This window comes from Candidatus Baltobacteraceae bacterium, from assembly GCA_036489885.1.
Classification (GTDB): domain Bacteria; phylum Vulcanimicrobiota; class Vulcanimicrobiia; order Vulcanimicrobiales; family Vulcanimicrobiaceae; genus JAFAMS01.
In genome coordinates this window covers 466240-492632 of sequence record DASXEW010000001.1, presented here as the reverse complement: position 1 = coordinate 492632, position 26393 = coordinate 466240, and the positions used below count along the sequence as shown (strand labels likewise).

Genomic DNA, 26393 nt, shown 5'->3' with positions numbered 1-26393 from the left:
ATACTAATGCCGCAGATGAAATTGAAAGTCAATGGCTCCGACCACACCGTGGAGTTGGAGCCGAACGTCACATTGCTCGACGCGTTGCGCGAGCGGCTCGGTCTCGTCGGTACGAAAAAAGGCTGCGATTACGGGCAGTGCGGAGCATGTACGGTCCTCGTGGATGGAAGCCGCGTGCTCGCGTGCCTATCGCTCGCGATGATGCACGCGAATGCGGAAATCACGACGATCGAAGGCGTCGCGACGAACGGCTCGCTGCACCCGTTGCAGCAAGCATTCATCGAGCACGATGCCTTTCAGTGCGGTTTCTGCACGTCGGGCCAAATCGTCTCGGCGCTCGGTCTCGTCAACGAAGGCCACGCGCACACGGACGGCGAGATCCGCGAAGCGATGAGCGGTAACCTCTGTCGTTGCGGTGCGTATTCGAATATTCTCGCAGCCGTGCGCCAGGAGGTGCGACGTGCAGGCGTTTGATCTTCTTGCGCCCACGGATACGCGCGAAGCTCTCGAGATGATCGCTCGGACGAAGGACGCAGCATTCATCGCGGGCGGAACGAACGTCGTTGACTTGATGAAATGCGGCGTGACCTCGCCGGCGACGCTCGTCGACATTACCCGGCTTCCACTGAATTCGATCGATGCCGACGCCAAGCGCATTCGGATCGGAGCGCTCGTTCGCAACAGCGACGTCGCGCATCATCCCGCCGTCGTCGAGCATTTCCCGATGCTATCGAACGCTTTCCTCGCCGGCGCATCACCGCAGCTGCGCAACATGGCGACGGTTGGTGGCAACATCTTGCAGCGCACGCGCTGCTCGTATTTCCGCGATCCCGCGGCGGCATGCAACAAGCGACGTCCGGGCGACGGCTGCGACGCCTTCGAGGGCTTCCATCGCATGCATGCGGTTCTCGGAACGAGTGACGCGTGCTTCGCAACGCACGCTTCGGACGCTGCCGTGGCTCTCGTCGCCCTCGACGCCATCGTCGAAATCCAAAGCGTAGCCGGCTCGCGCCGCATATCGCTCGACGAATTTTATGCGTTGCCGGGCGAGACGCCGAACGTCGAGAACGACCTGAAACCGGGCGAGTTGATCGTCGCCATCGAGATTCCGCACGGCCGCGCGCACCGCCATTCAACATACCTCAAAGTTCGCGACCGCGCGTCGTATGAGTTCGCGCTCGTGTCCGTCGCCGCCGGACTCGAATTCGACGGCGATCGCATCGACGAAGCGCGCATTGCACTCGGCGGCGTCGGAACGATTCCCTGGCGTGCGCGCGCGGCCGAAGACGCGCTCGTGGGAACCTCCGGCGACTCCGCGTTTCAAAAAGCCGCAGAGATCGCACTCGCACACGCCGTTCCGAGACGCGACAACGGCTTTAAGGTCGAGCTCGCGACGCGCGCGATCGTACGCGCCTTAGAAACGGTGAGGCACGGAGCATGACGGCGACGGTTACCGGGCACACCCCCGTCGTCGGAACCCCGATCGATCGCGTCGACGGGCGTTTGAAAGTCAGCGGTCAGGCGCAATATGCAGCCGATACACCGGTCGAACACGTTGCGTACGCCGTGATGGTGACGAGCACGATCGCGCACGGGAAGATCGTTTCATTCGATACGGCGGCGGCCGGCGAGATTCACGGCGTTCTCAAGATTTTCACGCATGAGAATTCGCCTCGCTTCACCCAGCCGGAAGCTGATTTCATGAAGGCGATTGTCCCGGCGCAAACCTTCATGCCCATGCAAGGTCCCCAGATCGTCCACTACGGACAGCAAATTGCCGTCGTCGTCGCCGAAACGTTTGAGGCAGCACGGGCTGCAGCCGCCCGCGTGCGCGTAACCTACGAACCAGGTCACGCACTGCTTTCGTTCGATGACCCGAAGGCTGGGCGCACGAAACCCGAGCAATTCTTCGGATCGGCCTTGCAAACGGAACGCGGTGACGTCGACAAGCAGCTCGCCAGCGCCCCGGTTAAGCTCGACGAGCAGTACTCGACGCCGACGCAGTTTCACAATCCGATGGAACCACATGCGACCGTGGCGCAATGGAACGGCGATAAGCTGACGATTCACGAGCCGTCGCAGTGGGTTAAAGGTCTTCAGCAGTACGTCGCGATCGTGTTCGATGTAGCGGTCGACAACGTGCACATCATCTCCCCCTTCGTGGGCGGCGGATTCGGAAACAAAGGCTTTTCCTTTCCGCACACGATTTTCGCCGCGATGGCCGCACGCGAGCTCAAGCGCCCGGTGAAGTTGGTGCTGACACGCACGCAGCTCTTCGAACAGACGGGGAATCGTCCGCGCACCGAACAGCACATTCGCATCGGTGCGCAAAAAGACGGTAAGCTAGTTGCAATCGACCATGCCTCGACGATCGGCACGTCCGTCGCCGGCTGGTTCGTCGAACCGTCCGGACGCATCACGTCGATGCTCTATTCGTGTCCGAACGTTCGTATCAGTCACGAAGCGGTCTGGTTAAATACACCCGCGCCGGGACCGATGCGCGCACCGGGCGAGACTCCGGGAACGTTCGCGCTCGAATCCGCGCTTGATGAGCTCGCCGCGAAGCTAGGCATCGATCCCATTGAGTTGCGTGTGAAAAACGACGCGACGCAAGATGAGGAAGAGAAGCTGCCCTTCTCCAGCCGGCATTTGGTCGAGTGTCTGCGGGTCGGCGCGACGCGCTTCGGTTGGAAGGACCGCCCGCGTAAAGCCCGCGAGCGGCGCGAACACAACGAGTACGTCGGATACGGCGTCGCAACAGCAACATTTCCCGGACTGCGTTCGCCGGCTAGCGCCCGCGTGCGTCGAGACGGCGACAACTTCCTCGTTGAGGTCGCAACGCACGACATCGGAACCGGAATGTATTCGATCATTGCGCAGGTCGCCGCCGATGCACTTGGCGTCGGGATCGAGCAAATCGAAGTCCGCATTGGCGATTCTACGTTGCCTCCCGCGCCGGTCGCGGGCGGTTCGATGAGCACGGCGAGTGTCATGCCGGCGGTTCAGGCTGCTTGCCTGAAATTACGCGAGAGCGGCAAGAATCGCGCGGAAGCCAGCTCGGCGCCCGGTGACGAGCAAGGCCGGTACTCATTTCACTCGTTTGGAGCGCAGTTCGTAGAAGTGCGCGTCGATGAGAGGCTCGGACACGTGCGCGTGGCGCGGGCGCTCGGCGTATTCGATTGCGGCAAGATCATCAACCCGAAAACGACGCGCAGTCAATTTCTCGGCGGGATGGTGTTCGGCATCGGAATGGCGTTGATGGAAGGGGGCCGATTCGACGAGCGCTCGGGTCGTGTCATGACCGACAACCTTGCGGACTACCGGATACCCGTCAACGCCGACATCGGCGAGATCGAGGCGATCACGGTCGAGCATCCGGATTTTCTACTCAATCCGCTCGGTGTGCGCGGCGTTGGTGAAATCGGAACGACGGGGATCGCCGCTGCGATCGCAAACGCGGTCTACAATGCGACCGGCAAACGTATCCGCGAGCTGCCGATCACACCCGACAAACTGCTTTAAGGAGAACGATGCGAGTATTCGTTACCGGGGCATCCGGCTACATCGGAACAGCGGTCTGTGCCGCCGTCAAGAAATATGGGCACGACGTTGTCGGGCTCGCGCGTAGGGCCGAGTCGATCGAAAAGCTCAAAGCAGCCGGCGTGCACCCTGTAGCCGGTTCGCTCAGCGACCACAACGTGTTGCGCGAGATGACGCACGACGCCGATGCCGTCATTCATTGCGCGTTCGAGCAGACAGCCGACGGACCCGGACTCGAGGCCGGCGCGCTGGATGCGATGCTTGGCGCGGTCGACACCGATCATGAAGCTTTCATCTATACGAGCGGCGTGTGGGTCTACGGGGATACCGGCGGTAAGACGATTGACGAGCGGGCGGCGCTCAATCCGATTCCGCTCGTTGCATGGCGGCCCGCGATGGAGAAGAAAGTTCAAGACGCGCAGCGGCATAAGCTGCGCACGATCGTGATCCGCCCCGGTCTCGTGTACGGCGGCAGCGGCGGCCTCGTCGGCATGATGATCGGCCTTGCGAAAGCGCAGCAGCTCGCGATCTTCGGCGACGGAAAGAACCACTGGCAGATGGTGCACGTCGAGGCGCTCGCGGAGTTATACGCGCTCGCAATCGATCGCGCACCATCCGATTCGCTCTACAACGGCGTCAGCAGCAACTCGGTCCAATACGGTGAGCTCGCACGCGCTGCAAGCCGTGTTGCCGGCGGCGATGGCAACGTGCACACGGTCACGCTCGATGAAGGCCGTAAAATGATCGGCCCCTTCGCCGATGCGCTCGCGCTCGATCAACGGATCTCAGGCGCGAAAGCAGTGCGCGAGCTGGGATGGCATTCAGAGCGACCCGGCGTTTTGGAAGAACTCTCTAGCGTCCGGATTTGAGCTGCAACGTACCGCTGATGCTTTCGAGATCGATCCACCCGGAGCCGGTCCCGATGCGACCGTTCGCATGTGATCCGACCATCTCGGATTTGACGGTAAGCGGGAAATCGGATTGAAAGCCGCCGGACGTCGTCTGCGCTTTTACGACGGCGCCGGCGTCGTGCGGCACAGTAAGGCTAATCGCACCGCTGACGGTATGAAGCGAAACGCTTCGACCTTCCGGAAAACTCGTCACGGAAACGACGATCGCGCCGTTGATGGTATGCGCTCGCACGCTGCCGTCGCTATTTTCGGCGGACAGATTCCCGGCCACGTCGGTTAACGTCATATCGTTCGCAATACCGTTTGCGACGATGTTGCCCATCACGTTGGAGAGCCGGAGCACCGCGCGTCGAGGCACGCTCAGGGTGTACTCGACGGATCCACCGCGCCCGTCGCGGTCATAGTGCGTACGAATGTCGACGTCGTTTACGGGACTGCCGTCCTTGCTGATCGTCACGCTCATTCCAGCCAGGGCTGCCGCATCGGGAGCGGATTTGACCGCTTTGATCTCGACTACGTTCGCGGTCGATGGCGTCACCAGAATCCGGCCGGAGACGTTCTCGAGACGAATACGCACGTCCGGGGTCGTCCCAAACGACTCGTGGACGGTCGCGTTCGGCTCGTTTGATTGTGCCTGGACGCAGACCCGCGCCCCGCTCCACACGAGCAACGTGACGACGAGCATCGGCACGATGCGCAAAATCCAGGAATCCCTCACGGCTGACCTATCTCCTAATTCTTTAGGAGCAGTTTACCGCGGCAGGCCGAGGCCTGTCAACTAAAATATTAGTTAGAGGCCGGCGCCCGGAAGAGCGCGCTCTCCCATTCCCCATGGTATAGAAAGTCTTTCACGTAGGCGAAGCCGCTCTTTTCGAGGACATGGCGGGACGGCACGTTGACGGGGTCGATCACGCCGTACACGTTGGCGACTTTCAAGGCGTCGAACGCAACGCGTATCGACGCATGCGCCATTTCGGTCGCGAAACCACGTCCCCAATACGGTTCGTCGAGCACATATCCGAGCGCGATGACTTCCTCGTCGTCGATTACGTCATAGAACAGACCTGCAGTTCCGACGAACGTGCCGTCCCCGAGCCGGAACATCCATTCACCGAAGCGATGATCGCTCCAGTGACACATGAACTTTGCAAGGCGTTTTTGGCTCTCTTCGTGCGTGTACGTTTTTCCGAAAAGCGTGCGTTGCACGGCCAGATTTGAGTCGAGGGTACGAAAATTTGGAAGATCGTCAGCCGTCGGCTGCGTGCCGAAGAGCCGCTCGGTCGTAATTGAGCCTGGTGCGCCGAGGAAATTCCGATTTTGAATCATAGTCGGATGAAATGTCTTCGTCGATAAATACGACCGGCACCTTGGACGCGTTCGCGCTCATCGACGTACGCGTCGGTACGATCGTCGGCGCCCAAACCTTTCCGGAAGCACGAAAGCCTGCATTCAAGCTTACGATCGACTTTGGGCCGGATATCGGCGTTAAGCATTCGAGCGCCCAAATAACGGCGCACTACTCGGCCGAAAAACTCATCGGTTCGCAGGTTATCGGTGTCGTGAACTTTCCACCGAAACGTATCGCGGGCTTCCTCAGCGAAGTGCTCGTTCTCGGGCTTCCCGACGATCATGGCGAAGTCGTACTCGTCCGGCCCGATCTGAGCATAGCGAACGGCGCGCGGCTGTACTAAAAGGAGAGAGCGATGTCACGTCAGCTGTTCGGTTACTTGTTGGCCGCATCTGCCTAGTGGCATTAGTGCCAGCGTGGGGCCTACGTTTTGCGCTGCTCACAAAGCTCACGGCCGCCGCCGCCAATGCCTACGGTGCGGTTGAAGCACGGCAGTGGCGAGAACGTGCGCAAGCGCTCGAAGAATCTATCGCTAAGTTGGAATCGGCGACGGTATGGCGCGTGGAGCGCCGCCTCCGGCGCACGCCACGAAAACAACTGCGGAAACGATGAGCCAAAGGAACGCCGACGGTTATCTTTTCGGCATAGAAGGTGGGTTCGCTAGCGGCTACTGACTACACCTGGACGTTGTCTCCTGTCGACAGTTGCGGCTGTATCTCTAACCGTTCTGCATCGATCCGGCCGGGCCGGAACAACTGTAGTCAAGCGTCGTACTGCAGGCACGCATATCGAATCGTGTCGACGGCGCCTTGATAGTCACGCGAAAACGTTCAGATGGAACGTCCTTAGATCCGATCGTAACCCAACGCGCCCCGGAAGCAACACCTTTCACGGCGTAACGTCCACTTCCATCAGTCACAGCGTGCTTGTTATCGACTTGGACGTTCACGCCGCTTAGAGGTTGCCCGGTCGTACGATCGGTGATCTGGCCCGTTAATATCGCGAGCGCGACAAGGACGGCGATCTCTTTGAATTTCAATTCAGCTGCGACTCCCAGTCCTCGGGAACTCGACCGCGAGGACCCGGAACGGGCTGGTCCTCCGGATGCGAGCGCGGCGCCGCAAGACGAGGCCCCTCGACGTACTCACCCGTCTCGTAACTATAGAACCAAGTCTCGCCCGGCTCAAAGCTCGCAATGATCGGATGCTTTTTGGAATGGAAGTGAGCGGTCGCGTGCTGCTTCGGCGAGTTATCGCAACATCCGATGTGGCCGCATTGTGCGCATCGGCGCAGATGAAACCACCAGCCATTCTCGGCCGTGCATTCGACGCAACCCGTTCCTGAAGGCGGAACGGTCGGATCGATTCCAACAACACGTTTGCTCATACGTTACTCCTTCGCGGGAACCTGAACCACGACTGCATACGACGCACCTAAGGGACCGGGAATCAGCAGGGTGAGGGCCTCGTAACTGAATTCGCCGGCCGGCGTCGCGATCGTTGCCGCGCTCGGCAGTAGCGGGCTTGTGACCTTATCGTCGTTCCAAATCGCGCGTGTTTCACCGTCGGATAAAAGCAGCTCGCGAACGGCTCGCAGCGACGGAGTCGGGCGGCGGCTCATTGTTACGGCCGGATTCGGACGCGTTCAGCGTTGGGGCCGAACGAAAAACACTGGCACGGCGCCTCGCCGTTGACCGCGATGACGCACATTGCAACTCAGGAAGCGCTCGACGGCAAGGTCGTCGAATGGCTCGAGAAAGTAAGCGACGAACAATATAATGGTTGAGTAGAACCAGCGGGTATGGGTTCGGTCGTCACGTCCTGGGCGCGGCGGCCTTCGCGTTCGGCGTCATTTCGTTTTTCTGGCACGATTTCGATGCGTGGCAGCATCTCCAAACGCTCGCGAGCACACCTGCCGGAGACATCCTCGTTCGAATAATCTCGGTTCTCGAGATGATCGGCGGCCTCTGCATGCAGTGGCGACGCTCTGAACGCCTGGGCGCCCTGCTGCTGGGCGTCATCTATCTCTTCTTCGCTCTGATCTGCGTTCCGAGGATCATTGCACAGCCGCTCTCCTACGGAGGCGGTTTCGGAACGTTCTTCGAGGAGCTTTCTCTCGTCTCGGGCACATGGCTCGTGTTCTTCGCGGCCGAGCCGCCCTCACCGTGGCGTGCGCGGGCATTGCAGATCGGCCGTTACGCCTTCAGCGTTTGCGTCGTCTCGTTCACGCTCGAACAAGTCTTCTATCTCGAGGCCACCGCGGAATTTATCCCAAAATGGATTCCGCCGTCGCAAATGTTTTGGGCGATTACCACGACTGTCGCGTTCGCGCTGGCGGCAATCGCGCTGCTCACCGGCCTCATGGCGCGCCTCGCATCGAAGCTGACTACGGTCATGATCGTCCTGTTCGGGCTGCTCGTGTGGGTTCCGATCGTGATCGCCGATCCGCATACGCACATGAACTGGGCGGGACTCGCGCAAAACTACGCGATCGCCGGCGGGGCCTGGATCGCGATGGACTTTCTCACGGGAAAATTGTAGTGCAACCTGTGGTCTACGTGCTGCGCTGCGCCGATGGGACGCTTTACACGGGCTGGACGGTCGATCTCGAACGACGCCTGCGTGAACACCAAACTGCGCGGGCATCGAAGTATACGCGTTCGCGTCTACCGGTTGAGCTCGCCGCATCCGTCACCGTTAGCAGCCGCACGGAGGCACGCCGGCTCGAAGCTAAAGTTAAGGCACTGCCGCGTGATCAGAAACTCAAGTTTCTGGAATCGCATGAAGTCTGAGGAACACGGCCCGCTTCCCACCTTGCTGGGTTTGCTGACGCTCATAACCGGCTTTATCGATGCGGTCACGTACATTAATTATGGGCATGTCTTCGTCGCAAACATGACCGGAAACGTCGTGTTGCTCGGGTTCGCGATCGCGGGAAGCCACGACATTTCTATTGTCGGGTCGTTGCTCGCGGTCGCGGGTTTTCTGGTCGGCGCGCTCGCGGGTGGCGTGTTCAACGAACGACTCGGACAACATCGCGGCAACCTGCTGGCAAGGTCGTCGCTTGCGAAGGTTATGCTCCTGCTGACTGCGACGCTTTGCGCAATATTCGGCGTTTCACCCTACGCGATTATTCCGCTGCTCGGCATCACGATGGGCATGCAAAACGCCGTTACGCGGAAGTTGGCAATCCCGGACATCACGACGACGGTCCTCACGATGACGCTCACGGGCATCATGGCCGATAGCTCGCTCGCCGGCGGAAAGAATCCGCGACTGGCGCGCCGTCTCAGTGCGGTCGTGACGATGTTCGCCGGTGCCTTGGCGGGCGCGAGCATCGTTCTCTATCTCGGCATTCCGTTCGCGCTGGCGGGAGCGACGACGATCATGGCGATCGTTTGTGCCGGCACCTACATTCAGAGCCGGAACAATCCGTCGTGGGTGCGAGCCGCATAACCGCAAATCCTAATCTAAATTTTATTGTCCCAGGCGCAAAGCCCAGCGTCTCCGCAGCGGCATCTCAGAGTGACGCTCTACGATACGCACATGAACGGAGAATTGCCGCTCGCTGCGTTCTCAGGTGAGCTGGATATCAGAAACATCACATGGTTCAAGCGCGAGCTCGAATACGCGCTCGGATCGGAATCGTCGCTTGTGATCGATCTGGGTGCGATCACGCACATCGACAGCTCGGTCGTCCTGGCTCTCGTCGAGCTCCGGGACGAATGCCGTCAACGCAACGGTAGACTCATTTTCGCGCGACCCTCACGGAGCGTCGAACGCGTACTACGCTTGACCGGTCTCGGCGGCGCCGTGGCGTCCTCGCACGAGCTTCGTGATGTTCGCTGTTATCGCTCGAGAATGACGAATATCTGACCCTTTAGTCTTACCGTTCTTTCGATTCGCGTAAGATTCGCTCGAATGTCCCATCGGCGTGGATCGAAGCCATGCCGGCATCCAAACGCTGAAGGGTGGCTGCGCCGCGACCTTTGGGGAACGCAACGCCTAGCGACTCGCGCATGAACGGTGTCCCCGGAGCGGAAATTTTCCCCGCATATGCTTGTGCTACGACTTGCTCGCCTTCGTCGATATTCAAGGCAGCTGCATCGGCACGACCGCCGAGAACGTCATCGAGTGTTTCCTGGTAGCTGGCCGTCTTCAGTACAACGACACCCGGAAACTTCTGCTGCATAAAGGAGACGAACGGGCCAAAACTCGGCGTCGCCACCGTTTTGCCGGACATCGCTCCGAAATCATATTCCGACGAATGCTCTACGATGAGGAACGGAGCGATCGCATCAGCGGAGCCGTTTGCCAGCATCGTCGCCGGACTCGATGTCAGCGGCACGAACGTCAGCTTAATGTCTTCACGCGCGGCAGCTGCCTGCAGAATCTCGGCGAACGGCCCGACTACTTTGCCATCCCGTTCGGCGATAAACGCGGGCAACTTCGGATATGCGATGCGGACGGTCTCCGCCATGGCCGTTGTCCCAAGGATCTGGAGCATGAGGACAAGGAGTACGACGACACGAAACATGGTGGCTCACCTTCGTGCAAAATCGCTTTCGACGCAACTAGTATCAATAAGGATACCACGCATGCGCAGAACGCTGCCGGGTTCGAAACCCTACGTCAAGTGCCCCGTTGAGAAGGCATTGGATATCGTCGGCGGACGATGGAAAGCGATTTTGCTCTTCCACGTCTATACAAATCCGACGCTCCGGTTCGGTGAGCTGCGGCGGCGAATTCCGGGCGCGACGGCTGCATCCAGCGCAAAGTCTACGCGGAAGTCCCCACGCACGTCGAATACTCCGCGACGCCGTTCGGCCGCACGCTACAACCCGTCGTCGACGCCCTCTGTACCTGGGGCGTCGCACACGGCGATCGTCTAACGGAGACGGCCGCCGCCTCTTAGAATCACCAGCTTATGAAGATCGCTATTATTGGGGCCGGAGGCATCGGCGGATTTCTCGGGGCGATGCTGGCGCGCGCGGGCAATGACGTTAGCCTTTTGGCGCGCGGACCACACCTCGCCGCAATCGCGCAGAATGGCCTGCAACTCGAAAGCCGGCAATTCGGATCGTTCACGGTCACCACGGTAGCCACCGACGACGCGGCAAAACTTGGCCGCAACGAGCTCGTCTTCATCACGGTAAAGATGAACGACTTCGAAGAGGCCGCACGTACGGCGAAAAGTGTGCTCTCAGACGACGGCTTCGCGGTGACGATTCAAAATGGACTCGATGCGCCCGACATCCTTGCGCGCGTCGTCGGCGAGGCGCATACGTTGATCGGCACGATTGCCATCGAAGCGTCGATCGAAGCGCCTGGCAAGATTGCGCACACGACGCCGATGCACGTCCTCACGCTCGCGCAATTTTCGGGAACTCCAAGCGATGCAGTGAAACGTTTGCAAACAATGCTGCGGGAAGCCGAGCTTAACGCGCTATTGGCGGAGGACGGACGCAAGGCGCTTTGGGATAAGGCGTGCATACTGATACCGTTCGCGACGCTTACCGCAGCCGGTGATTGCACTCTCGGCGAGATCTACGGAATCCCAGCTCTCAAGCACGATTGGACGTCGCTCAGCGCCGAGGCCGCCGCCGTCGCTCGCGCCGACGGCTACGATGTAACCGAGTCGCTAGCGGCGATGCTCACGCGCTTCGAATCGCTCGCGCAGTCGTCGCCAGGCTTTACAACCTCAATGAATCGCGATATCCGAGCGGGCCGCCGCAGCGAGCTCGAATGGTTAACCGGCAGACTGATTCAAATCGGGACGGACAAAGGCGTGGCGACGCCGGCGCATGCAACCTTGTACGGGTTGCTCAAGCTTAAAGCGCAGCGCGCGTCCGTGTAATTACTTCAAGACCGTGGTGGGAAGCGCTGATTCCACGATCTCTCCATCCACTTTTTCGACGTAATAGGCAGACTGATCCGGCGTGCAGCTAACCACGCGGAGCAACTTGTCTCCGCGGTAGTGCGCCGCAACACCATCTGGACATGCAATGCCCGGCGACAACTCGCCGCCTTCAATAAGGGCGTGATACGTCTCACGGCGATCCGGGGCAAAGTAATGGACACAATTGCTTCCGCTGATAAAGCCAAGACCGTCCATCGCCGTATAGGAATCGGCAACTGAATCGGTCAGTCCGTTTTCAAACCAGCACAGCGAGCCGGCGCTCGAACCACATAAGAGTGCGCCCCTCTCCCACGTCTGCCGAACGAGTACATCGAGACCCCAGTGACGCCAGACTGCGAGCATGCTTCTCGTGTTTCCGCCGCCGACTTGAATGATGTCGAAGCTCGACATATATTCCGGCAAATCGGCTGGCGTGCGATCGAAGAATCGAAGCACGTCGGCCTTGACGCCGAGGCCCGTATATGTGGATTGAATCTGATTTATGAACTCGGCATTATCACCGCTGGCAGTCGGGACAAAACAAACGTGGGGCGCCCGTTTACCGGACGACTCGAGTATGAAGCGTTCAATTCTCGTATCGCCGTCGCCGGGCTGGCCCACGCGACCACCAATCGCTATTATTTGTTTATCCGGCATCCACACCATGATTAGCGGGAGGCAGGTCATTGCCTCGGCGAAGCGCCAAAAAATGTTCACGCGCGACGAGCTGCGGGCCATTCCGCTCTTCTCCTCACTTGCCGACAAAGAGCTGGACTACTTAGCCAGCACGAGTGCGGATATCCGGCTGCAAACCGGCGAGTACGTGTTGCGCGAAGGTGAGCCACGCCGCGCGTTTTACATTGCTGTTGAGGGACACATCGAGGGAACGAAATTCGTCGACGGCGTCGAGCGCGTGATCGGGGTGCGCGACGCCGGCGAGACGTTCGGCGAGGTTCCCGTCGTCTTGGACACGCCTTCGCTCGCGAACTTCCGTGCAACCGTTCCGTCACGTGTAATGCGCATCGAGCTCAAGGATTTTCGTACGGTCTCGGCGGCGGCACCGGAGGTCGCCGCATCCCTAACGGCCGTGGCGCTGGAGCGCGTGGAGGGACTGCAAGAGCTCGCCGCGGCTCCATCCCACATTCTCGGCGTTATCGCGCCGCAATACAATGCTGCGGGACATGAGCTGCGAGAATTCTTGCGGCGCAATTCCATCGAGTTCGATTGGAGCATCCCCGATGAAACGGTGACGACGCCGAACCAGCGCTTTCCGATCGTCCGGTTGCGCGACGGAACGCTCTTGGCAGAACCTTCCATCCGCGATCTCGCTGTTGCGATCGGCTTGTGTGTTTTCCCGAGAACGCAAACGTACGATGTCGCGATCGTCGGTGGCGGCCCTGCGGGACTCGCGGCGGCAGTTTACGGCGCATCCGAAGGCCTCTCGACGATCCTGATCGAGGAAGAGGCGCCGGGCGGTCAGGCCGGCACCTCGTCGCGCATCGAAAATTATTTAGGGTTTCCGTTTGGCATCTCGGGCGATGAGCTTGCCAACCGCGCGCTGCAACAAGCGACGCGCTTGGGCGCTGAGATCGTGGTGACGCGCTGCGTCGAAAGTCTCGACATCGACGAGCGGGTTGTGAAATTCGACGGCGGAGATCACGTCTGCGCGAAGACGATCGTCATTGCAACGGGCGTCGCTTGGCGGCGGCTCGACGTGCCGTCACTAACCGCGCTGCAAGGCCGCGGCGTGTTTTTCGGCGCCGCTCCGGGCGAGGAGCGCTCGATCCAAGGGAAGGACATCTTTATCGTCGGCGGCGGTAACTCCGCGGGCCAGGCGGCCATAAACTTCTCGAATTTTGCACGCTCGGTTACGGTGCTCGTTCGTGGCGATTCTCTGACGAGCAGCATGTCGCACTACCTCATCGAACAACTGAAGACGAAGGCGAACGTGAGCGTCGAGACGCACGCCGAGGTCGTTGAGGCAATCGGCGAGGATCACTTGGAAGCAATAACAGTCGTCGACAACGTGACGAAAGAGACGACCCGGCGGGATGCCTCAGCGATATTCATTCTGATCGGCGCCGACGCCGAGACCGCATGGCTGCCCGCTTCCATTGAACGCGATGCGGACGGCTACGTCGTGACGGGATCGGATGTCATGAAGAGCGGCCACTGGCCGCTCGAGCGGCATCCGTACATTCTTGAGACAAGCGAGCCGGGAATTTTTGCCGTGGGCGATGTCCGCGCCGGCTCGATCAAACGCGTCGCAGCCAGCGTCGGTGAAGGCAGCATGGCGATCGCTCTAATCCACCGCTATCTCGCAGGGCACTAGGGGGGCCGCTACGTCGATACTTCGATGTCGCTCAGAAGGAAGCGCACTCCACCCGTACCGATCGCGAGCGCGTCTTTGATTGCACCTTGTCCTTCCGGGCTCGCGATTGCCGCGCATGCATCTGCATAGCTCTCGAAATAGACGTCGGCGGTGCGATAAGCCGGTGTCGGGCTACCATCTTCTTTCGGAAACACTTTCGCGAGCTCGACACGCTTCACGTTGGGAATCTTCTGCGCGAGAGGCACATGCACGCTGTGATAGTGCTTCTCGAACGTCTCCGGATCTGTGGGATTATCGTACACTACGGTCAATTTAACAGCCATTGCGTGGTCCTCGGAAAAGAATGCCATCCAGGGAAATCCCCATAGGAGGCGGCGGCCAAACCTTAGGGCATGACACCTCCGAATACTCTCGAAAAGTCCAAGAAAGGCCACGAATGTTGGACCTCTCCTCGCTCACGGACTTCGGCTTGCTCTTCATGAGAATCATGGTCGGGGCTATCTATGCGAACAGCGGTTACAACGATTTCAAGGACCCCGATGCGCGTAGCAAGAGTATTGGGATGCCGAAGGCCTTCACCGTTTTTCTGGCGGTCGCCGAGATGGCTGGTGGCGCCGGCCTCATTCTCGGAGTTCTGCCGCAGCTTGCAGCGATCGGCTTGATCCTCATTATGCTCGGCGCCATTCAGAAAAAGATCTTCGTTTGGAAGACTGGATTCTGGGGAGCCGATGGACTCGGTTGGTACTACGACACAACATTGATTTCGACGCTGCTCGTCATCGTCTTTACAGATGGCGGGCGCTTCGTATTGCTGCGTTAACTGCAGCAGCCCAACTCGAAAACATGCAGACGGTACCAACCATCTCGGACGATAAGAAACAAACGACGGGACTGGAGGAACGTTACGCGGCTGCTGCGATGCTCGCCGATGATCTAATGGTGCGAGACACCGTCATTCCCTATAGCGGTTGCCTCGCCATCATAGCGGCAAGCCCGATTCTCAAACAAATGCCGGACGTTCAGGCCGAAATCAGCGGAGCGATGACGATGCCTGACACGGACGCGCTTCTTGAGGCTGCGCTTCGACAGCAGTCAACGAGAGATCGACATTCACCATGTTAGAGAGCGCTTCTATGTCAAGCCGGTGCTCACCTCAGGAATCTTAAGTAGAACGCTACGAACAGCAAGACGATTCCAATGTTCGCGATTAACCGCTCACCGAGGCGGTTTCTGAAGAACGCGACGTCTACGCCGACGATGATGGCCACCATCGCCATGACGTAAAGCACGATCACCACCTGCCGGCTCATTTTTACTCTCCGTCAATGTGTGTCTCGAATCGGAACTAGAGGGACCGACCTTCTCAAGGAGCATAGAGGCATTCCTATGACGCATCTCTGGCCGCTTGCGCTCACGGCGTTCGTCGGCTGTTCGGTCGAGGCCGCGGAAGCGATCACGATCGTGCTTGCGGTCGGTACCGCATATAACTGGCGTTCCGCGTTGCTCGGCGCGCTGGCAGCGGTCGTAGCACTGATCGTGTTGGTCGGTGCCGGGGGCGCCGTGCTGCTTACGATCATCCCTATCCGCGTCGTCCGGATTGTAGTCGGCGCGTTTCTCATCTACTTCGGTTATGGCTGGCTGCGCAAGAGCGTGCTGCGCTTCGCCGGGCGGATGCCGGTGCATGACGAAGCAGAAAAGTACCAGCATAAAGTCGCCGCGCTGCGCGACGCGCGTGATGCGCACGGTGGTTTGGCCGTAGCGTTCAATGGCGTTTTTCTCGAGGGACTCGAGGTGGCGATCATCGTGCTCACCGTCGGTTCGTCGTCGACTGCGGCCCTCGAGGCAGCTCTGGGTGCAGCGCTCGTCGCGTGCATTATTATGACGGGGATCGCCGCCCTTTTGCGCAAGCCGTTTTCACGTGTTCCGGAAAACGAATTGAAATTCATAGTAGGAACGATGCTTGTAAGCTTCGGAATCTTCTGGCTTGGCGAAGGCGCCGGCGTAGCGTGGTGGCACGACGAAGTTTCGTTGCTACTCTTAATTGTCGCCATGTTTGCGCTCGCATTCGCAACTATCGTTGGGTTGCGACGCCCGATAATCGCGGTGAAGTGAAGTGTCTTGGCCTCGCAGACACGAGCTGTTCGACATCGATCTCGACGCATACGCAGATGAGGAAGATACCTCCGCACACGGCGAGGCGCAGGCCGAAGAGACTCGGGTCGAGCCGGCGATCGAACAGAAGCGCGTTTCGGTGCTCGAGGCTGCCGAACGTGCCGGCATGCCGCTCGAGGAATTGCTGCCTAAGCTCGAGCGGTGAACGCCTAGTGAAAGTCTTGCTTGACGGTCCACTCCGTAAGGGGATAGCGCCCTTCGAGCCGGTGCCAGCCTCTTAGCAAATCGCTCGCTTCGCCGGATTTCCGGTAGTTTGCAACCGCCAAGAAATACTGCGCTTCAGGAGCACAGATCGAAGTCGGAAACAGCTTGAGTGTTTCTTCATAGAGCGCAATCGCTGCATCGAACTCGCGCAACCGTAAGCGTGCCTGCGCGAGGGCCGCAAGCAGCTGCGCCGCAAACTCAGCCGGCGGTAAATAGCCGTTCCAGCGATAGAGCTCGTCGCCGTCGCCCGTCAGAATGCGAAGGTCGGGCGTCCAGACGTGGTGATAGCGCTTTATGACCGGTTGTGCTGCGTCGACGGTGTTGTCAAACTGAATCGGGATCGTCGCGCGCTCGAGAATCTCGCGAACAGCGGCTTGAGGGTACGTCACGGCACCCATCGCTTTGCACCCGCCTCAACCCGGATTGAAGAAATCCAGTAGTACGAGCTTTCCGGTCTTCCGAGCCTCATCGAGCGCGGCGTCGAAGGACGTGCGCCAGTGGATCTGGCTAGCGGTTGAATGTCCGTCAACAGTTTGTGTCATGTGCTAGCTCCTTTACTATTTGATACCGTAACTCGCGAACTCCGCATCGACGTTGCCTCGTAGTGCCTTCGCGGCGGCGATGTCTGCGTCCGCGCTCGCGTCGCCCTTCTTGCGCTTGGCGAGGCCGCGCACGTACAAGGCTCCAGCGAATTTCGGATCGAGCGTGAGCGCTTCGGTGCAGTCCGTTATCGCCTTATCGAACTGTTCGAGTTTGAAATTGAGATCGCAGCGATTGTTGTAGGCGTTGGCATCCCGAGCTCGATTCACAGATTCATCGCAATCAGGGATCGCAGTGGTTAGGTCGCGACCAATGAGCACGCGCGTCCAACACCGGTTGGTGTAGCCTGACGCATCCTGCGGGTCGAGACGAATTGCGGCGTCAAAATCCGCGATCGCGCGATCGGTGTCGCCTTTCCGGCGATACAGAGCACCGCGGTTGTTATAGGCAGCCCCTTTATTGGGATCGATTCGGAGCACTTCGGTATAATCGGCGATCGCGTGGTCGAGATCGTTCTTACGCCCGTACGCAAGCGCGCGATCGAAGAAGGCGGGTGAGTACTGCGGATTGATTCCGATTGCCTGACTGTATTCGGTGATCGCCCGGTCGTAATCACTCTTAAAGAAATATATATCACCGAGGGCGGTAATGGCGCGCACGGACTTCGCATCAAGGCTAATGGCCTGGTTGAAGTCGGCGATCGCCGGGTCGTAATCGCCTTTACGGCTGTACGCGGTACCCCGGCCAACAAAAGCGGCTACGGACTTTGGATCGATTCCGATTGCCTGTTCGAAATCGGAGATCGCATTTCCGTAGGCGTTTTTCCCGAGGTTCGCGTTGCCGCGACCAATGAAGGCGGCCGCGAGCTTAGGGTTCACAAAAATGGCGCTATTGAAGCTTGGGATTGCGGCGTCGTAGTCGCCCTTGTCGGTGTACGCATCACCGCGATTACTGAAGACAACGGCGTCTTGCGCGTTGAGTTTGATTGATTGGTCGAAGTCGGGGATTGCGTGCGCATCGTCGCCGTTCTTGTAGTACGCTAAGCCACGTTTATTGTATGCGCTTGCCAGATTCTTCGAGCTTTCGCCGTGCGACGTAATGATCGCGCTACACGCAGCAATCTGCACATCAGCGGTGACGGCATCTCCCACGTTGTTGCAGGACGTCCAGTTTGGCGACGACTGTTGCGCCAACGCCGGCGACATCGGCCCGAACGCGACAACCAGTGTCGCGATGACAGTTTTTAGGAGCAGGCGTTTCTTATTCCCAGAAAAGCTGCGCATTACTGAGAGTTTCCCAGCATAGCCCGCGAGCCCTCCGGCGCGGGTTGTACTATGTTTGCAAGAGGACGTACATTGCAGTAGATATTGAGAATATGGACGCAGATCGGTTCGATAATGCGCGCGAATCGCCAGAGCTCGTGGAAGCAGTCGTGCGCGTCGTCGTCGGGTTGGGCTTATATGCCGACGGCGACGTAGCGACGGCGTCAGACATGTTCCTTAGAGCTACGGAATTGGCGCCCGATTACGTCGGCGCACACTTCGCCTACGCGCAAGCCCTCCTTGCACAGGGCCAGTTTTCCCCAGGCTGGCACGAGTTTGCTTGGCGCAAACCATACAATGGAGCGACGACAAGGCTGCTGGAAGAGATCACGATCCCGGAATGGAGCGGTGAACGAATGGACGCCTGCCGTCTCTTAGTGATCTGCGACGAAGGCGTTGGCGATGCGATAATGTTTTCGCGATACCTTCCACAAGTCGCAGACCGTGTCGGCGAGGTCGTCCTAGGGTGGGGGCAAGAACACGCGGCGCTCTTTAGGAAGATCGCCGGCGTATCCGACGTGCTCATATCGCGGCCCACCTTCACAGAATTCGACGCCTTCGTCATGATTTGCGATCTACCGCGCGTCTTCGGTACCACGTTAGAGACGATTCCCGATCAGACTCCCTACCTGCCGCTCGACACGCGCAATGAACAGGAGTGGCGTGAACGGCTCGACGCCAAACTTCCCAAGGGTCAGCTGCGAGTTGGAATAAATTGGGCGGGGAGTGAGCTTCACGCTAGGGATGAGCAACGTTCCCTCGCGTTCGAACAGCTTAGCAGCGTGCTCGGAATCGACGGCATCAGCTTCGTCTCATTGCAAAAGGTAGTGCGGGAACGGGACCGGGCAGATTTGGCGGCGGCTAAGAATGTCTTAGACGTTTCCCCATTGCTCAAAAGTTTTGCGGACACCGCAGCGTTGATCGCAAATCTCGATTTGGTCGTGAGCGTTGACACCGCCGTTGCGCATCTGGCGGGTGCGCTCGGCGCGAAAGTTTGGTTACTTCTTCCGCAACCCTCAGATTGGCGTTGGCTGCTAGGCCGCAGCGACACACCCTGGTACCCAACGATGCGTCTTATTCGCCAACCAAAATACGGTGACTGGGATTCGGTATTACAAGAGACGCGTCTCGGGTTATGTCATCTCGCAGTTTGAGCGAGAGTCTGTCGCCCATAATCACGGGACAGTAACCGTTTGGGGATTGTCATGACCGAGCACCCGCACAATGGAATGAGCACCGATAGCAGCACAGCCGGGAGACCGCTGCACTGTTATCTCGTTTCGTTCCAGAGGAACGTCACGGTGTCGGTGAGGACCGCGACTTCCGATGCCAACGTTCCACCCAGATGTCCGCCTCCGGCCACGTACAAGACGATCGGGGCGTTCGATGCTTGGGCCCACTGGAGAGTTGCCGCGAACTTATAGGAGTGCGCCGGCGAAACGCGAGCGTCGTTTTCTGACGTCAGGATGAAGGTTGCGGGATACGCCGTGCCTTGCTTGATCGCGAGCAGCGGAGCGTACGCCTTAAGCCATTTGAACTGCTGCTCGCTCGCAATCGGCGATCCCATTTCGGTTGCATAGGATGTTTCCGTGCCATACGTATAGGCACGCAAAACGTCGACCGGACCAGCTTCATCAGCTACCGCACGGAAAAGCGACGGATGCTGCACCTCAGTCACTCCGACGAGAAGGCCACCTGCGGACAACCCGTACGCGGCTAAGGTTCGATGCGTTGTGAAGCCGCGCGCGACGAGAGCTTGCGCTGCCGCCGCGAAATCGTCGAAAGAATTCTGCTTTTTGCCGAGCATGCCCGCGCGATGCCATGCTTCACCGTAGTCGCCGTCTCCGCGAATGCACGCGACCGCGAACGTCCCGCCCTTCGCGAGCCATAAGGCGTCGATCGGGTACCATCGCGTGTAGCAGGGAAATCCGGCGTTTCCGTACCCTGTAATCAACGTGGGCGCTAACCGTCCGTCTTTTCGATGTCCGACGAAGACCGGCACGCGAGTGCCGTCCTTGGATCTCACGAATATCTCTTCCGTGATATAGCGCGAAACATCGAATGGAGCGTGGACGCGACTGAACACGATGCTCTTTCCGGAGCGAGCGTCGCTCTGGAACGTTACAGGCGGCGTCGTTAGATTTGAGAATTGATAATAGAAGTTCGAGGTCGCCGGCGCAGCCGAAACATCAACGACGCCGATTCCCGGAAGAGCGACGTCGCGCACGGGTGTCCCGCGCCGGTCGAAGATCGCAAGTTCTGCGTGTGCGTCCCGACGATATTGCGCAATGAAGAAGCCACCGGCCGCATCGACGCTCGTAAGCGTCTCGGATTTTTCGGGCACGATGTCGCGTTCGACGGATGGTTTCTTGAGGTCGATTGCGACGAGCTTCCAGTTCGGCGCCAAATGATTGGTCCGGAAATAGAGAACGGTTCCGCTGCTATCGATGAAGCTATAGGTCGAGCTACTCATAGGACGAACGACGCGGACATGCGCGCCGGGTTTCGCCAAATCCATTACCGCTGCGAGAATCCCGGTGGACTGCGCCCCAAGAAAGAGATAACGCCCGTCTGCCGTTGGCTGCGAATACGGAATCCAATCGGGATGATCGGGAAGGCTGTAAATGTTGGAATCGGCTTCGGCTCCGAGGCGATGGAAGCGCACGGCAAGATCCTGTCCGATTGCCGTGCCAGCTTTGCGTGTCGCTTCCGAGCCATAGCTGTCATAGTAGAATCCACGACTATTAGCTGACCATACGATTGGATACCAGTCGGGAACGCCGGTAGCGACGTCCGGAAGGTCGCGACCGCTCTGGATTTCCATCACGTGCCAACGCATGATCCCTGCTCCGCGGGTTGGCGTCGAGTAGCCGAGCTTTAGCCCATCAGGTGAGAGCTTCCAAGCGCCAATCGACGTCTTTCCATCCGGCCAACGCAGGTCCGGATCGAGCAACACACGCGTTCCACTCGATGTCTTAACAAGGAGAACGTCGCTTTTATCCGGTCTGTGGTGAGACCATACCGTACTGAACCTTCCAAACTGAGGAAGGCCGTCTTGCCACGCTGTCCCAATTTGCAGTGCGAGCTTCCGTGTCGCCTCACGATCGCGAAACGAAGCCAGTACTTCGTCCGTCATATGTCGTTCTTGCGCGACCCAGCTTTTCGTTGTCGCTGAGTCTGTGTTCTCGAGCGCCTCGTACGGGTTAGGCGTCGCATGTCCGAAATAAACGTTCGTCGCAGCACTCCTAGCGATCGTCGGATACGCCCATCGGAATGGGGCAGCAATTCCGGCGAAAGCCGTGAACACGATGAAAGCCGCCACAACGAGAAGCAACGGGAGCGCGCGTATTGCCATAGTGCGGACGTCGTTCGACATGGGTGGTCTTAGATTCTCGAGGAGCGGATCGCGTTAGGTAGTGTCGACACTAACTGTTCGCCTAGGCTCTCCCGAAGACTTCGAGATTGCAAGTCGCCTCTAGAACGAAGTCTTGCGGGTGCCGGTCTCGTTTCCGGTGTATTTTGCGGTTCCGGCAAAGCGGGGGGGAGGGTGCTGTGGAAGTCCTCATCGTTCTAAGCCTTGTCATTGGCATTTATTTTCTACCAACCATCGTAGGCGTTGCCCGAGGAAAACAAAACTCCGGCGCAATTTTCGTGCTTAATTTTTTTCTCGGTTGGACTCTGGTTGGCTGGGTCGTTGCACTGACATGGGCCTGTACCGTTGACACTCAAGCGGTAATCGCTGGCCCGATCAACCAATCCGTCACGCTTCCACCGCAACCCAATGCGCTTCCAGCGGAAGCGACTAAGAAATGTCCGCATTGCTTTTCGGACATTCCAGCGGGCGCTACGGTGTGTCGATTCTGTTCCAGGGCAGTAGTGAGTTCAGCTTAGAGAGCACTGCCCTCTTATGTAGAATCCGCTGGACGTTAGGTCTGGATTTCGCGCTGATCTGATATTCCAAACTCACGGGGGCCGTTTACTGGAACCTCCAGACGATTGAATCCTCAACGATGCTGTCCAGTGAGAGCAAAAAAACAAGAACTCGGGTGCAAACCGAATTCTTGGATGTGCAAAATTGGTGGAGCTGCCGGGGAACCGCCCCCCGGGTCCGAAAAGCCGGACACGTGCTTTCTCCAGGCTCAGTCTCGAGTTTGTCTTGAGCGGAGGAGCTTGTCGAGACCGCAATCTCTTCCGCCGCAAGCCCGGTTGTTCTCAGACGGATCTCGGGCCAACCTCACCGTCCTAGCCGCAGTTAATGTCGGCGCGGGAGCTGATTGCGGCGACCTCTCCCTTACCGTCGCTAGCTTAGATTAAGCAGCGAGTGCGTATTGATTATCCGCGTGTATAGCGGTTGCGATCGTTTTAAGAGGGCTCGCAGCTCTGCCTGCTGACACGTACCGCGGATCATTCCGTCGAAGCTATTCAGCCCCGCGATGCGTTTGCGCATTGTATCACAACCCGGGGTGGGTTGGCGTGGTTGCTTCTAGCTCGTCGCGGAGGAGGGGGAGCAGGCTATCGTCGGTACGGTCGATCGAAATCGGGGTGACACTGGCGTAACCCTCGCGCACCGCCTCCAAATCCGTCCCGATCTCTGCGCTGCGCATATCGTAGCGCCCGCTGATGCGAAACATCGCGCCGCGCTCGCCGTCTTCTTCCCGCAAAAGCCGCTCTTCGTACCGCTTCCGCCCCTGTCGTGTCACGCGAATGCCGCGAAGCTTCCCGTCCGGAACGTTTGGGACGTTGAGATTCAAGAACGATGTTTGTGGAAGCCGCGTGCGCCACTCGCGGACGAGACGCAGCGTCAAGTCGCTCGCGCTTTGCCAATTGAAGGGCGTTTCGCGGTTGCCCCATTGAATCGCGAGCGAGACGGCGACGGACGGAATCCCGATGATCGAACCTTCAATCGCAGCCGCTACCGTCCCCGAGTAGTTGATGTCGTCGCCGAGATTCGCGCCGCAATTGATTCCGCTCACGAGCAGATCGGGGAAAACGTCGAACACTTCATATGCGCCGAGGATAACGCAATCCGCGGGCGTGCCCGAACATGAATACGTCGGAACGCTCCGTCCCTGCACCGGCGCGATCTCGACCGGTTCACGAAACGTCACGCGATGCGAGATCGCGCTGCGATCCCCGTCGGGCGCGACGACGATAACGTCGCCGAGCTCGCGCAGAGCCTCGGCGACGTTGATGATTCCCGGACTCTCGACGCCGTCATCGTTGGTGACGAGGATGCGCATGTTCCGCTAGTCGGCCACCGGCGCGAGCACGGCAGAAAGAATCCACGAGACAATCCACAGGATGATCGAACCCCACAAAGCGGCCCACCAGCCGTGTACGATTAGGCCGATGTGCAAGGAGCCGACGAACCAAAAGAGCACAGCGTTGATCACGAAGGTAAACAGTCCGAGCGTCAAGATCTCGATCGGCAAACTCAAGATAATCAAAATTGGCTTGACGATCGCGTTGACAATTCCCAAAACGATCGCCGCGATGAACAATCCCTTAAGATCGGTGACGGCGACACCGGACACGAAGTGTGCCACAACAAACAAGGCAGCCGCATTGATGATAAGACGTAGTATCAGGTACATCAGCTCTCTCTTACCCGGGAGCGACGTTCGATTGACATTTCGCCGTCTCGGGACTATCACTGGCGAAAACCGACGCGAGCGCGCCCGGAGCGATGGTCACGTCCTTTCCTTTGTGTAGGGCGTTGTATGCGCCTATCACGAGGCCGACACCCGGGATCGGAACGGCGCCGACATACCCGGGAAGCTGTCCATTATAGCCTTGCGCCGCAAGCGCGTTCGGCCGTCGATCGCGAATGACGTGAATCTCGTCGCCGTTCGCAAACTTGAAATACAGCGGCTCGAGACCGATAGCGCCGCCGTGACCGCGACCGGCTGCAACTGCGAGCGTCACGACGCCGAATCCCGGCGTCCCCGACGGGATCACGATCCTGCCTTGAAACGTCACGGCCCCGATCGACTTGAACGCAAAGAAGTCTCCCGGCTTTGCGGTGCGCGATTCGATCGGTTTTGTTGTTTCGATAATAACTTGCGTGCATGGCGGTAGGGCAGGAAGCATACGCTTCGATTTCAAGAACCGCCGAGCGCTGCCTTCACCGACGACGCAAGTGCGGGCGACATTCCTTTGACCGCAGCGATCTCATCGACGCTCGCGCGTTTGATCGCTGCAATGGAACCAAACGCGGTGAGCAACCGTTTTCTCCGTACAGGTCCTACGCCCGCAAGCGCATCCAGTTGCGAGGCGGTCATTGCTTTTGCGCGACGGTTGCGATGATACTCAACCGCGAAGCGATGCGCTTCATCGCGAACTCGCATGACGAGATGCAGGGCCGGCGAGTTCGGCGGGAGTACGATCGGCTCGGATTGGTGCGGCACGTAGAGCCACTCATTTTCCTTGGCGAGACCCGCAACCGGAATGCCCCACATATCCATCTCGTGCAGCACCTCGACGACCGCGCTGAGCTGCCCCTTACCGCCGTCGATCAACAGCAAGTCCGGCTTGTGATGAAAGCGCTCGCGCTTGGCCTTCGATTCTTCGACGGCTTCGACTGCCTTCTCGATGGATTGTGAGTGATGCGTCGGTCCGCGATCAGCTTGCTGGCGCAGATAGCGCAGACGCCGGCGTAACGTTTCCTGCATCATCGCAAAGTCGTTGGGACCCTGATCGTATTGAATCTTAAACTTGCGATAGTCGCTCTTCTTCGCCCGGCCTTCGACGAACACAACCATCGAGGCGACGGAGTTCGTCCCTTGAATGTTCGAGATGTCGTAGCACTCGATCCGATGCGGCGGTTCCGGAAGATCGAGCGCCGCCGCGAGATCGGTTAACGCACGCGCGGACGCGCTCTCCTGTACTTCCTGATGCGCGAGGAACGCCTTGAGATTTTGCTCGGCGTTCTTTTCGACGAGCCGCATGTACTCGGCACGTGGACCGCGCTGCGCCCGCACGACCCGCACGCGCTGACCTTTAAGCGCGGTAAGCCAAGCTTCAATCGTTCCGCGCTCGGCCGGTAAGGCATCGACGAGCACTTCCTTTGGAATGGCCGCAGACACAGCGGAGCGCGCCCGCGCGCGCGCCTTCTCCGGGATCGGAACTTCTTGATCGCGCGCTTGCCGTACGGCGAGCGGACTCATCGCTTCCGGCGCTTGCGCCCCGGCTGAACGCGCGGTGTAGAACTGCTCGAGAAACTCGCGCACGATCTCTTCATTGCTGTGATCGGCGACGCCGTCCAGAATGAAGTGCTCTTGGCCGAGCAGCTTGCCGGCGCGCACCATGAAAACTTGCATGCAGGCTTGACCTTGCGCACGGGCTAGACCGACCAGATCCATATCGATCCGCGACCGCCAGACGACTTTCTGGCCTTCGGTGACGCGACGCACGGCGATAATGCGGTCGCGGAGATGCGCCGCTGCCTCGTAGTTGTAATTCTCAGCCGAGGTTTGCATCTCGCTCTGCAGCCGTCCGAGCAGCGCTTCTTGCCGGCCTTCGAGAAAGAGCACAACCTCTTCGACCAGCGTATCGTACTCCGGTTCGCTTTGATAACCGACGCAGGGAGCCAGACAGCGTTTGATGTGATATTGCAGACACGGGCGTTTGCGCCGCCCGTCGATCGGCTCCGCGCAGGTTCGGAGCGGGAAGACGATTCGAATGAGATCGATCAGTTCGCGCAAACCGTGCGCATTCGTGTACGGGCCGAAATAGCGCGCGCCGTCATCGCGCACCATCCGTGTGAAAACGATCCGTGGAAACGATTCGTTCGTCACCTTCAGGTACGGATAGCGCTTGTCGTCGCGCAAGCGCACGTTGAACGGCGGCTGGTGCCGCTTGATCAGATTGGCTTCGAGGATCAATGCCTCGATCTCGTTGCTCGTGACGACCGAGCGAACGTCGCGCACGCGCTCGACCATCGCTGAGGTTCGCAACGGATGCGCAGCGCTATCCTGAAAATACGAGCGCACGCGATTGCGCAACGAGACGGCCTTCCCGATATAGAGAATGCGGTTCTCGTCCCCGACCATCATGTAAACGCCGGGCGCGTCGGGAATCTGGGCGAGCGTCTGCTCGAGCTGCGAGGGCGTGGCTAGAGACACACT

At 59.1% G+C, this 26393-nt stretch carries 35 protein-coding genes and 1 other RNA gene; 18 read left to right on the top strand and 18 right to left on the bottom strand.

Translation table 11 applies throughout. From position 1 onward, the window contains the following. Nucleotides 1-15 precede the first annotated feature (15 nt). From VGG22_02440 to VGG22_02425, 4 genes are read left to right on the top strand one after another with little or no spacing between them, the layout of a single operon-like run. Nucleotides 16-474, top strand: coding sequence for a (2Fe-2S)-binding protein (locus tag VGG22_02440; GenBank protein HEY1727221.1), 459 nt, complete (start codon nucleotides 16-18; stop codon nucleotides 472-474). Between the two features lie 37 nt (nucleotides 475-511). Further along, nucleotides 512-1441 (top strand): xanthine dehydrogenase family protein subunit M, encoded by a 930-nt coding sequence (locus tag VGG22_02435; protein ID HEY1727220.1) that lies wholly within the window; start codon nucleotides 512-514, stop codon nucleotides 1439-1441. Further along, on the top strand, nucleotides 1438-3522 hold the full coding sequence (locus tag VGG22_02430) for a xanthine dehydrogenase family protein molybdopterin-binding subunit (protein HEY1727219.1): 2085 nt from the start codon (nucleotides 1438-1440) through the stop codon (nucleotides 3520-3522). The genes VGG22_02435 and VGG22_02430 overlap by 4 nt, the downstream gene beginning before the upstream one ends. Nucleotides 3523-3530: 8 nt before the next feature. Next, the gene (locus VGG22_02425) at nucleotides 3531-4409 is read left to right on the top strand and encodes an NAD-dependent epimerase/dehydratase family protein (protein ID HEY1727218.1); all 879 of its coding nucleotides are present in this window, start codon (nucleotides 3531-3533) and stop codon (nucleotides 4407-4409) included. Here the strand turns inward: VGG22_02425 and VGG22_02420 are convergent. Further along, complete coding sequence (locus tag VGG22_02420) at nucleotides 4393-5169, bottom strand: DUF4097 family beta strand repeat-containing protein (GenBank protein ID HEY1727217.1); 777 nt, start codon at nucleotides 5167-5169, stop codon at nucleotides 4393-4395. The genes VGG22_02425 and VGG22_02420 overlap by 17 nt on opposite strands. Before the next feature lie 68 nt (nucleotides 5170-5237). Beyond that, nucleotides 5238-5777, bottom strand: a complete 540-nt coding sequence (locus VGG22_02415) for a GNAT family N-acetyltransferase (GenBank protein ID HEY1727216.1) — start codon at nucleotides 5775-5777, stop codon at nucleotides 5238-5240. A gap of 11 nt (nucleotides 5778-5788) precedes the next feature. Here VGG22_02415 and VGG22_02410 point away from each other — a divergent pair, with 11 nt between their 5' ends. Then, a complete protein-coding gene (locus VGG22_02410; protein HEY1727215.1) occupies nucleotides 5789-6142 on the top strand; it encodes a tRNA-binding protein in 354 nt (117 codons plus the stop codon). A gap of 375 nt (nucleotides 6143-6517) precedes the next feature. Here VGG22_02410 and VGG22_02405 read toward each other — a convergent pair whose 3' ends face one another. The 3 genes from VGG22_02405 to VGG22_02395 are packed head-to-tail and all read right to left on the bottom strand — an operon-like array spanning nucleotide 6518 to nucleotide 7419. Beyond that, the gene (locus tag VGG22_02405; GenBank protein HEY1727214.1) at nucleotides 6518-6838 is read right to left on the bottom strand and encodes a carboxypeptidase regulatory-like domain-containing protein; all 321 of its coding nucleotides are present in this window, start codon (nucleotides 6836-6838) and stop codon (nucleotides 6518-6520) included. After that, a complete protein-coding gene (locus tag VGG22_02400; GenBank protein HEY1727213.1) occupies nucleotides 6835-7185 on the bottom strand; it encodes a UBP-type zinc finger domain-containing protein in 351 nt (116 codons plus the stop codon). The genes VGG22_02405 and VGG22_02400 overlap by 4 nt, the downstream gene beginning before the upstream one ends. Before the next feature lie 3 nt (nucleotides 7186-7188). After that, nucleotides 7189-7419: a hypothetical protein gene (locus VGG22_02395; GenBank protein ID HEY1727212.1), complete on the bottom strand. Its 231-nt coding sequence runs from the start codon at nucleotides 7417-7419 to the stop codon at nucleotides 7189-7191. A 30-nt stretch (nucleotides 7420-7449) separates the two neighbouring features. Here VGG22_02395 and VGG22_02390 point away from each other — a divergent pair, with 30 nt between their 5' ends. From VGG22_02390 to VGG22_02370, 5 genes are all read left to right on the top strand, one after another. After that, complete coding sequence (locus VGG22_02390) at nucleotides 7450-7584, top strand: hypothetical protein (protein ID HEY1727211.1); 135 nt, start codon at nucleotides 7450-7452, stop codon at nucleotides 7582-7584. Beyond that, the gene (locus VGG22_02385) at nucleotides 7581-8339 is read left to right on the top strand and encodes a hypothetical protein (GenBank protein ID HEY1727210.1); all 759 of its coding nucleotides are present in this window, start codon (nucleotides 7581-7583) and stop codon (nucleotides 8337-8339) included. The genes VGG22_02390 and VGG22_02385 overlap by 4 nt, the downstream gene beginning before the upstream one ends. Beyond that, entirely contained in the window at nucleotides 8339-8590 is a 252-nt protein-coding gene (locus VGG22_02380; GenBank protein ID HEY1727209.1) for a GIY-YIG nuclease family protein, read from the top strand. The genes VGG22_02385 and VGG22_02380 overlap by 1 nt, the downstream gene beginning before the upstream one ends. Continuing rightward, nucleotides 8580-9254: a YoaK family protein gene (locus VGG22_02375; protein ID HEY1727208.1), complete on the top strand. Its 675-nt coding sequence runs from the start codon at nucleotides 8580-8582 to the stop codon at nucleotides 9252-9254. Before VGG22_02380 ends, VGG22_02375 begins: the two co-directional genes overlap by 11 nt. A 69-nt stretch (nucleotides 9255-9323) precedes the next feature. Further along, the gene (locus tag VGG22_02370; protein ID HEY1727207.1) at nucleotides 9324-9674 is read left to right on the top strand and encodes an STAS domain-containing protein; all 351 of its coding nucleotides are present in this window, start codon (nucleotides 9324-9326) and stop codon (nucleotides 9672-9674) included. 10 nt (nucleotides 9675-9684) lie between these two features. Here the strand turns inward: VGG22_02370 and VGG22_02365 are convergent, their stop codons facing one another. Then, on the bottom strand, nucleotides 9685-10335 hold the full coding sequence (locus VGG22_02365; protein HEY1727206.1) for a transporter substrate-binding domain-containing protein: 651 nt from the start codon (nucleotides 10333-10335) through the stop codon (nucleotides 9685-9687). A 61-nt stretch (nucleotides 10336-10396) separates the two neighbouring features. Between VGG22_02365 and VGG22_02360 the strand changes: the two genes are divergently transcribed. Continuing rightward, on the top strand, nucleotides 10397-10690 hold the full coding sequence (locus VGG22_02360) for a winged helix-turn-helix transcriptional regulator (GenBank protein HEY1727205.1): 294 nt from the start codon (nucleotides 10397-10399) through the stop codon (nucleotides 10688-10690). Between the two features lie 35 nt (nucleotides 10691-10725). Beyond that, nucleotides 10726-11655, top strand: coding sequence for a 2-dehydropantoate 2-reductase (locus tag VGG22_02355; GenBank protein HEY1727204.1), 930 nt, complete (start codon nucleotides 10726-10728; stop codon nucleotides 11653-11655). On the opposite strand, the gene VGG22_02350 is transcribed toward VGG22_02355, so the two are convergent. Next, nucleotides 11656-12414, bottom strand: coding sequence for a peptidase E (locus VGG22_02350; protein HEY1727203.1), 759 nt, complete (start codon nucleotides 12412-12414; stop codon nucleotides 11656-11658). Here VGG22_02350 and VGG22_02345 point away from each other — a divergent pair. Further along, nucleotides 12407-14029: an FAD-dependent oxidoreductase gene (locus tag VGG22_02345; GenBank protein HEY1727202.1), complete on the top strand. Its 1623-nt coding sequence runs from the start codon at nucleotides 12407-12409 to the stop codon at nucleotides 14027-14029. The two genes, VGG22_02350 and VGG22_02345, sit on opposite strands and share 8 nt — an antisense overlap. A gap of 8 nt (nucleotides 14030-14037) precedes the next feature. On the opposite strand, the gene VGG22_02340 is transcribed toward VGG22_02345, so the two are convergent. Further along, on the bottom strand, nucleotides 14038-14352 hold the full coding sequence (locus VGG22_02340; GenBank protein HEY1727201.1) for an EthD family reductase: 315 nt from the start codon (nucleotides 14350-14352) through the stop codon (nucleotides 14038-14040). A 113-nt stretch (nucleotides 14353-14465) separates the two neighbouring features. On the opposite strand from VGG22_02340, the gene VGG22_02335 reads away from it, so the two are divergent. Together VGG22_02335 and VGG22_02330 are read left to right on the top strand one after the other, a co-directional pair. After that, a complete protein-coding gene (locus tag VGG22_02335) occupies nucleotides 14466-14849 on the top strand; it encodes a DoxX family protein (GenBank protein HEY1727200.1) in 384 nt (127 codons plus the stop codon). A gap of 23 nt (nucleotides 14850-14872) precedes the next feature. Further along, nucleotides 14873-15151: a hypothetical protein gene (locus tag VGG22_02330; GenBank protein ID HEY1727199.1), complete on the top strand. Its 279-nt coding sequence runs from the start codon at nucleotides 14873-14875 to the stop codon at nucleotides 15149-15151. A 26-nt stretch (nucleotides 15152-15177) separates the two neighbouring features. Here VGG22_02330 and VGG22_02325 read toward each other — a convergent pair whose 3' ends face one another. Next, nucleotides 15178-15339: a hypothetical protein gene (locus VGG22_02325; GenBank protein ID HEY1727198.1), complete on the bottom strand. Its 162-nt coding sequence runs from the start codon at nucleotides 15337-15339 to the stop codon at nucleotides 15178-15180. A gap of 76 nt (nucleotides 15340-15415) precedes the next feature. Here VGG22_02325 and VGG22_02320 point away from each other — a divergent pair, with 76 nt between their 5' ends. Continuing rightward, entirely contained in the window at nucleotides 15416-16141 is a 726-nt protein-coding gene (locus VGG22_02320; GenBank protein HEY1727197.1) for a hypothetical protein, read from the top strand. Nucleotide 16142: 1 nt separating this feature from the next. Further along, the gene (locus VGG22_02315) at nucleotides 16143-16346 is read left to right on the top strand and encodes a hypothetical protein (GenBank protein ID HEY1727196.1); all 204 of its coding nucleotides are present in this window, start codon (nucleotides 16143-16145) and stop codon (nucleotides 16344-16346) included. A gap of 4 nt (nucleotides 16347-16350) precedes the next feature. On the opposite strand, the gene VGG22_02310 is transcribed toward VGG22_02315, so the two are convergent. From VGG22_02310 to VGG22_02300, 3 genes are read right to left on the bottom strand one after another with little or no spacing between them, the layout of a single operon-like run. Then, nucleotides 16351-16794 (bottom strand): hypothetical protein, encoded by a 444-nt coding sequence (locus VGG22_02310; GenBank protein ID HEY1727195.1) that lies wholly within the window; start codon nucleotides 16792-16794, stop codon nucleotides 16351-16353. A gap of 24 nt (nucleotides 16795-16818) precedes the next feature. Continuing rightward, a complete protein-coding gene (locus VGG22_02305; protein ID HEY1727194.1) occupies nucleotides 16819-16947 on the bottom strand; it encodes a hypothetical protein in 129 nt (42 codons plus the stop codon). 15 nt (nucleotides 16948-16962) lie between these two features. Beyond that, entirely contained in the window at nucleotides 16963-18228 is a 1266-nt protein-coding gene (locus VGG22_02300; protein HEY1727193.1) for a tetratricopeptide repeat protein, read from the bottom strand. Between the two features lie 92 nt (nucleotides 18229-18320). On the opposite strand from VGG22_02300, the gene VGG22_02295 reads away from it, so the two are divergent. Continuing rightward, nucleotides 18321-19421, top strand: coding sequence for a glycosyltransferase family 9 protein (locus VGG22_02295; GenBank protein ID HEY1727192.1), 1101 nt, complete (start codon nucleotides 18321-18323; stop codon nucleotides 19419-19421). A 116-nt stretch (nucleotides 19422-19537) separates the two neighbouring features. Here VGG22_02295 and VGG22_02290 read toward each other — a convergent pair whose 3' ends face one another. The 6 genes from VGG22_02290 to uvrC all read right to left on the bottom strand — a co-directional run bounded on the left by VGG22_02290 (nucleotide 19538) and on the right by uvrC (nucleotide 26390). Next, nucleotides 19538-21622, bottom strand: coding sequence for a prolyl oligopeptidase family serine peptidase (locus VGG22_02290; protein HEY1727191.1), 2085 nt, complete (start codon nucleotides 21620-21622; stop codon nucleotides 19538-19540). Between the two features lie 721 nt (nucleotides 21623-22343). Beyond that, nucleotides 22344-22697: a transfer-messenger RNA gene (gene ssrA / locus VGG22_02285) on the bottom strand. A gap of 21 nt (nucleotides 22698-22718) precedes the next feature. Next, entirely contained in the window at nucleotides 22719-23507 is a 789-nt protein-coding gene (gene surE, locus VGG22_02280) for a 5'/3'-nucleotidase SurE (protein ID HEY1727190.1), read from the bottom strand. 6 nt (nucleotides 23508-23513) lie between these two features. Further along, nucleotides 23514-23861 carry a phage holin family protein gene (locus tag VGG22_02275; GenBank protein ID HEY1727189.1) on the bottom strand — a complete coding sequence of 116 codons (348 nt, stop codon included), beginning with the start codon at nucleotides 23859-23861 and terminating at the stop codon, nucleotides 23514-23516. A gap of 10 nt (nucleotides 23862-23871) precedes the next feature. Further along, nucleotides 23872-24357 carry a hypothetical protein gene (locus VGG22_02270; protein ID HEY1727188.1) on the bottom strand — a complete coding sequence of 162 codons (486 nt, stop codon included), beginning with the start codon at nucleotides 24355-24357 and terminating at the stop codon, nucleotides 23872-23874. A gap of 11 nt (nucleotides 24358-24368) precedes the next feature. After that, nucleotides 24369-26390, bottom strand: coding sequence for an excinuclease ABC subunit UvrC (uvrC, locus tag VGG22_02265; protein ID HEY1727187.1), 2022 nt, complete (start codon nucleotides 26388-26390; stop codon nucleotides 24369-24371). Between the last annotated feature and the right edge of the window lie 3 nt (nucleotides 26391-26393).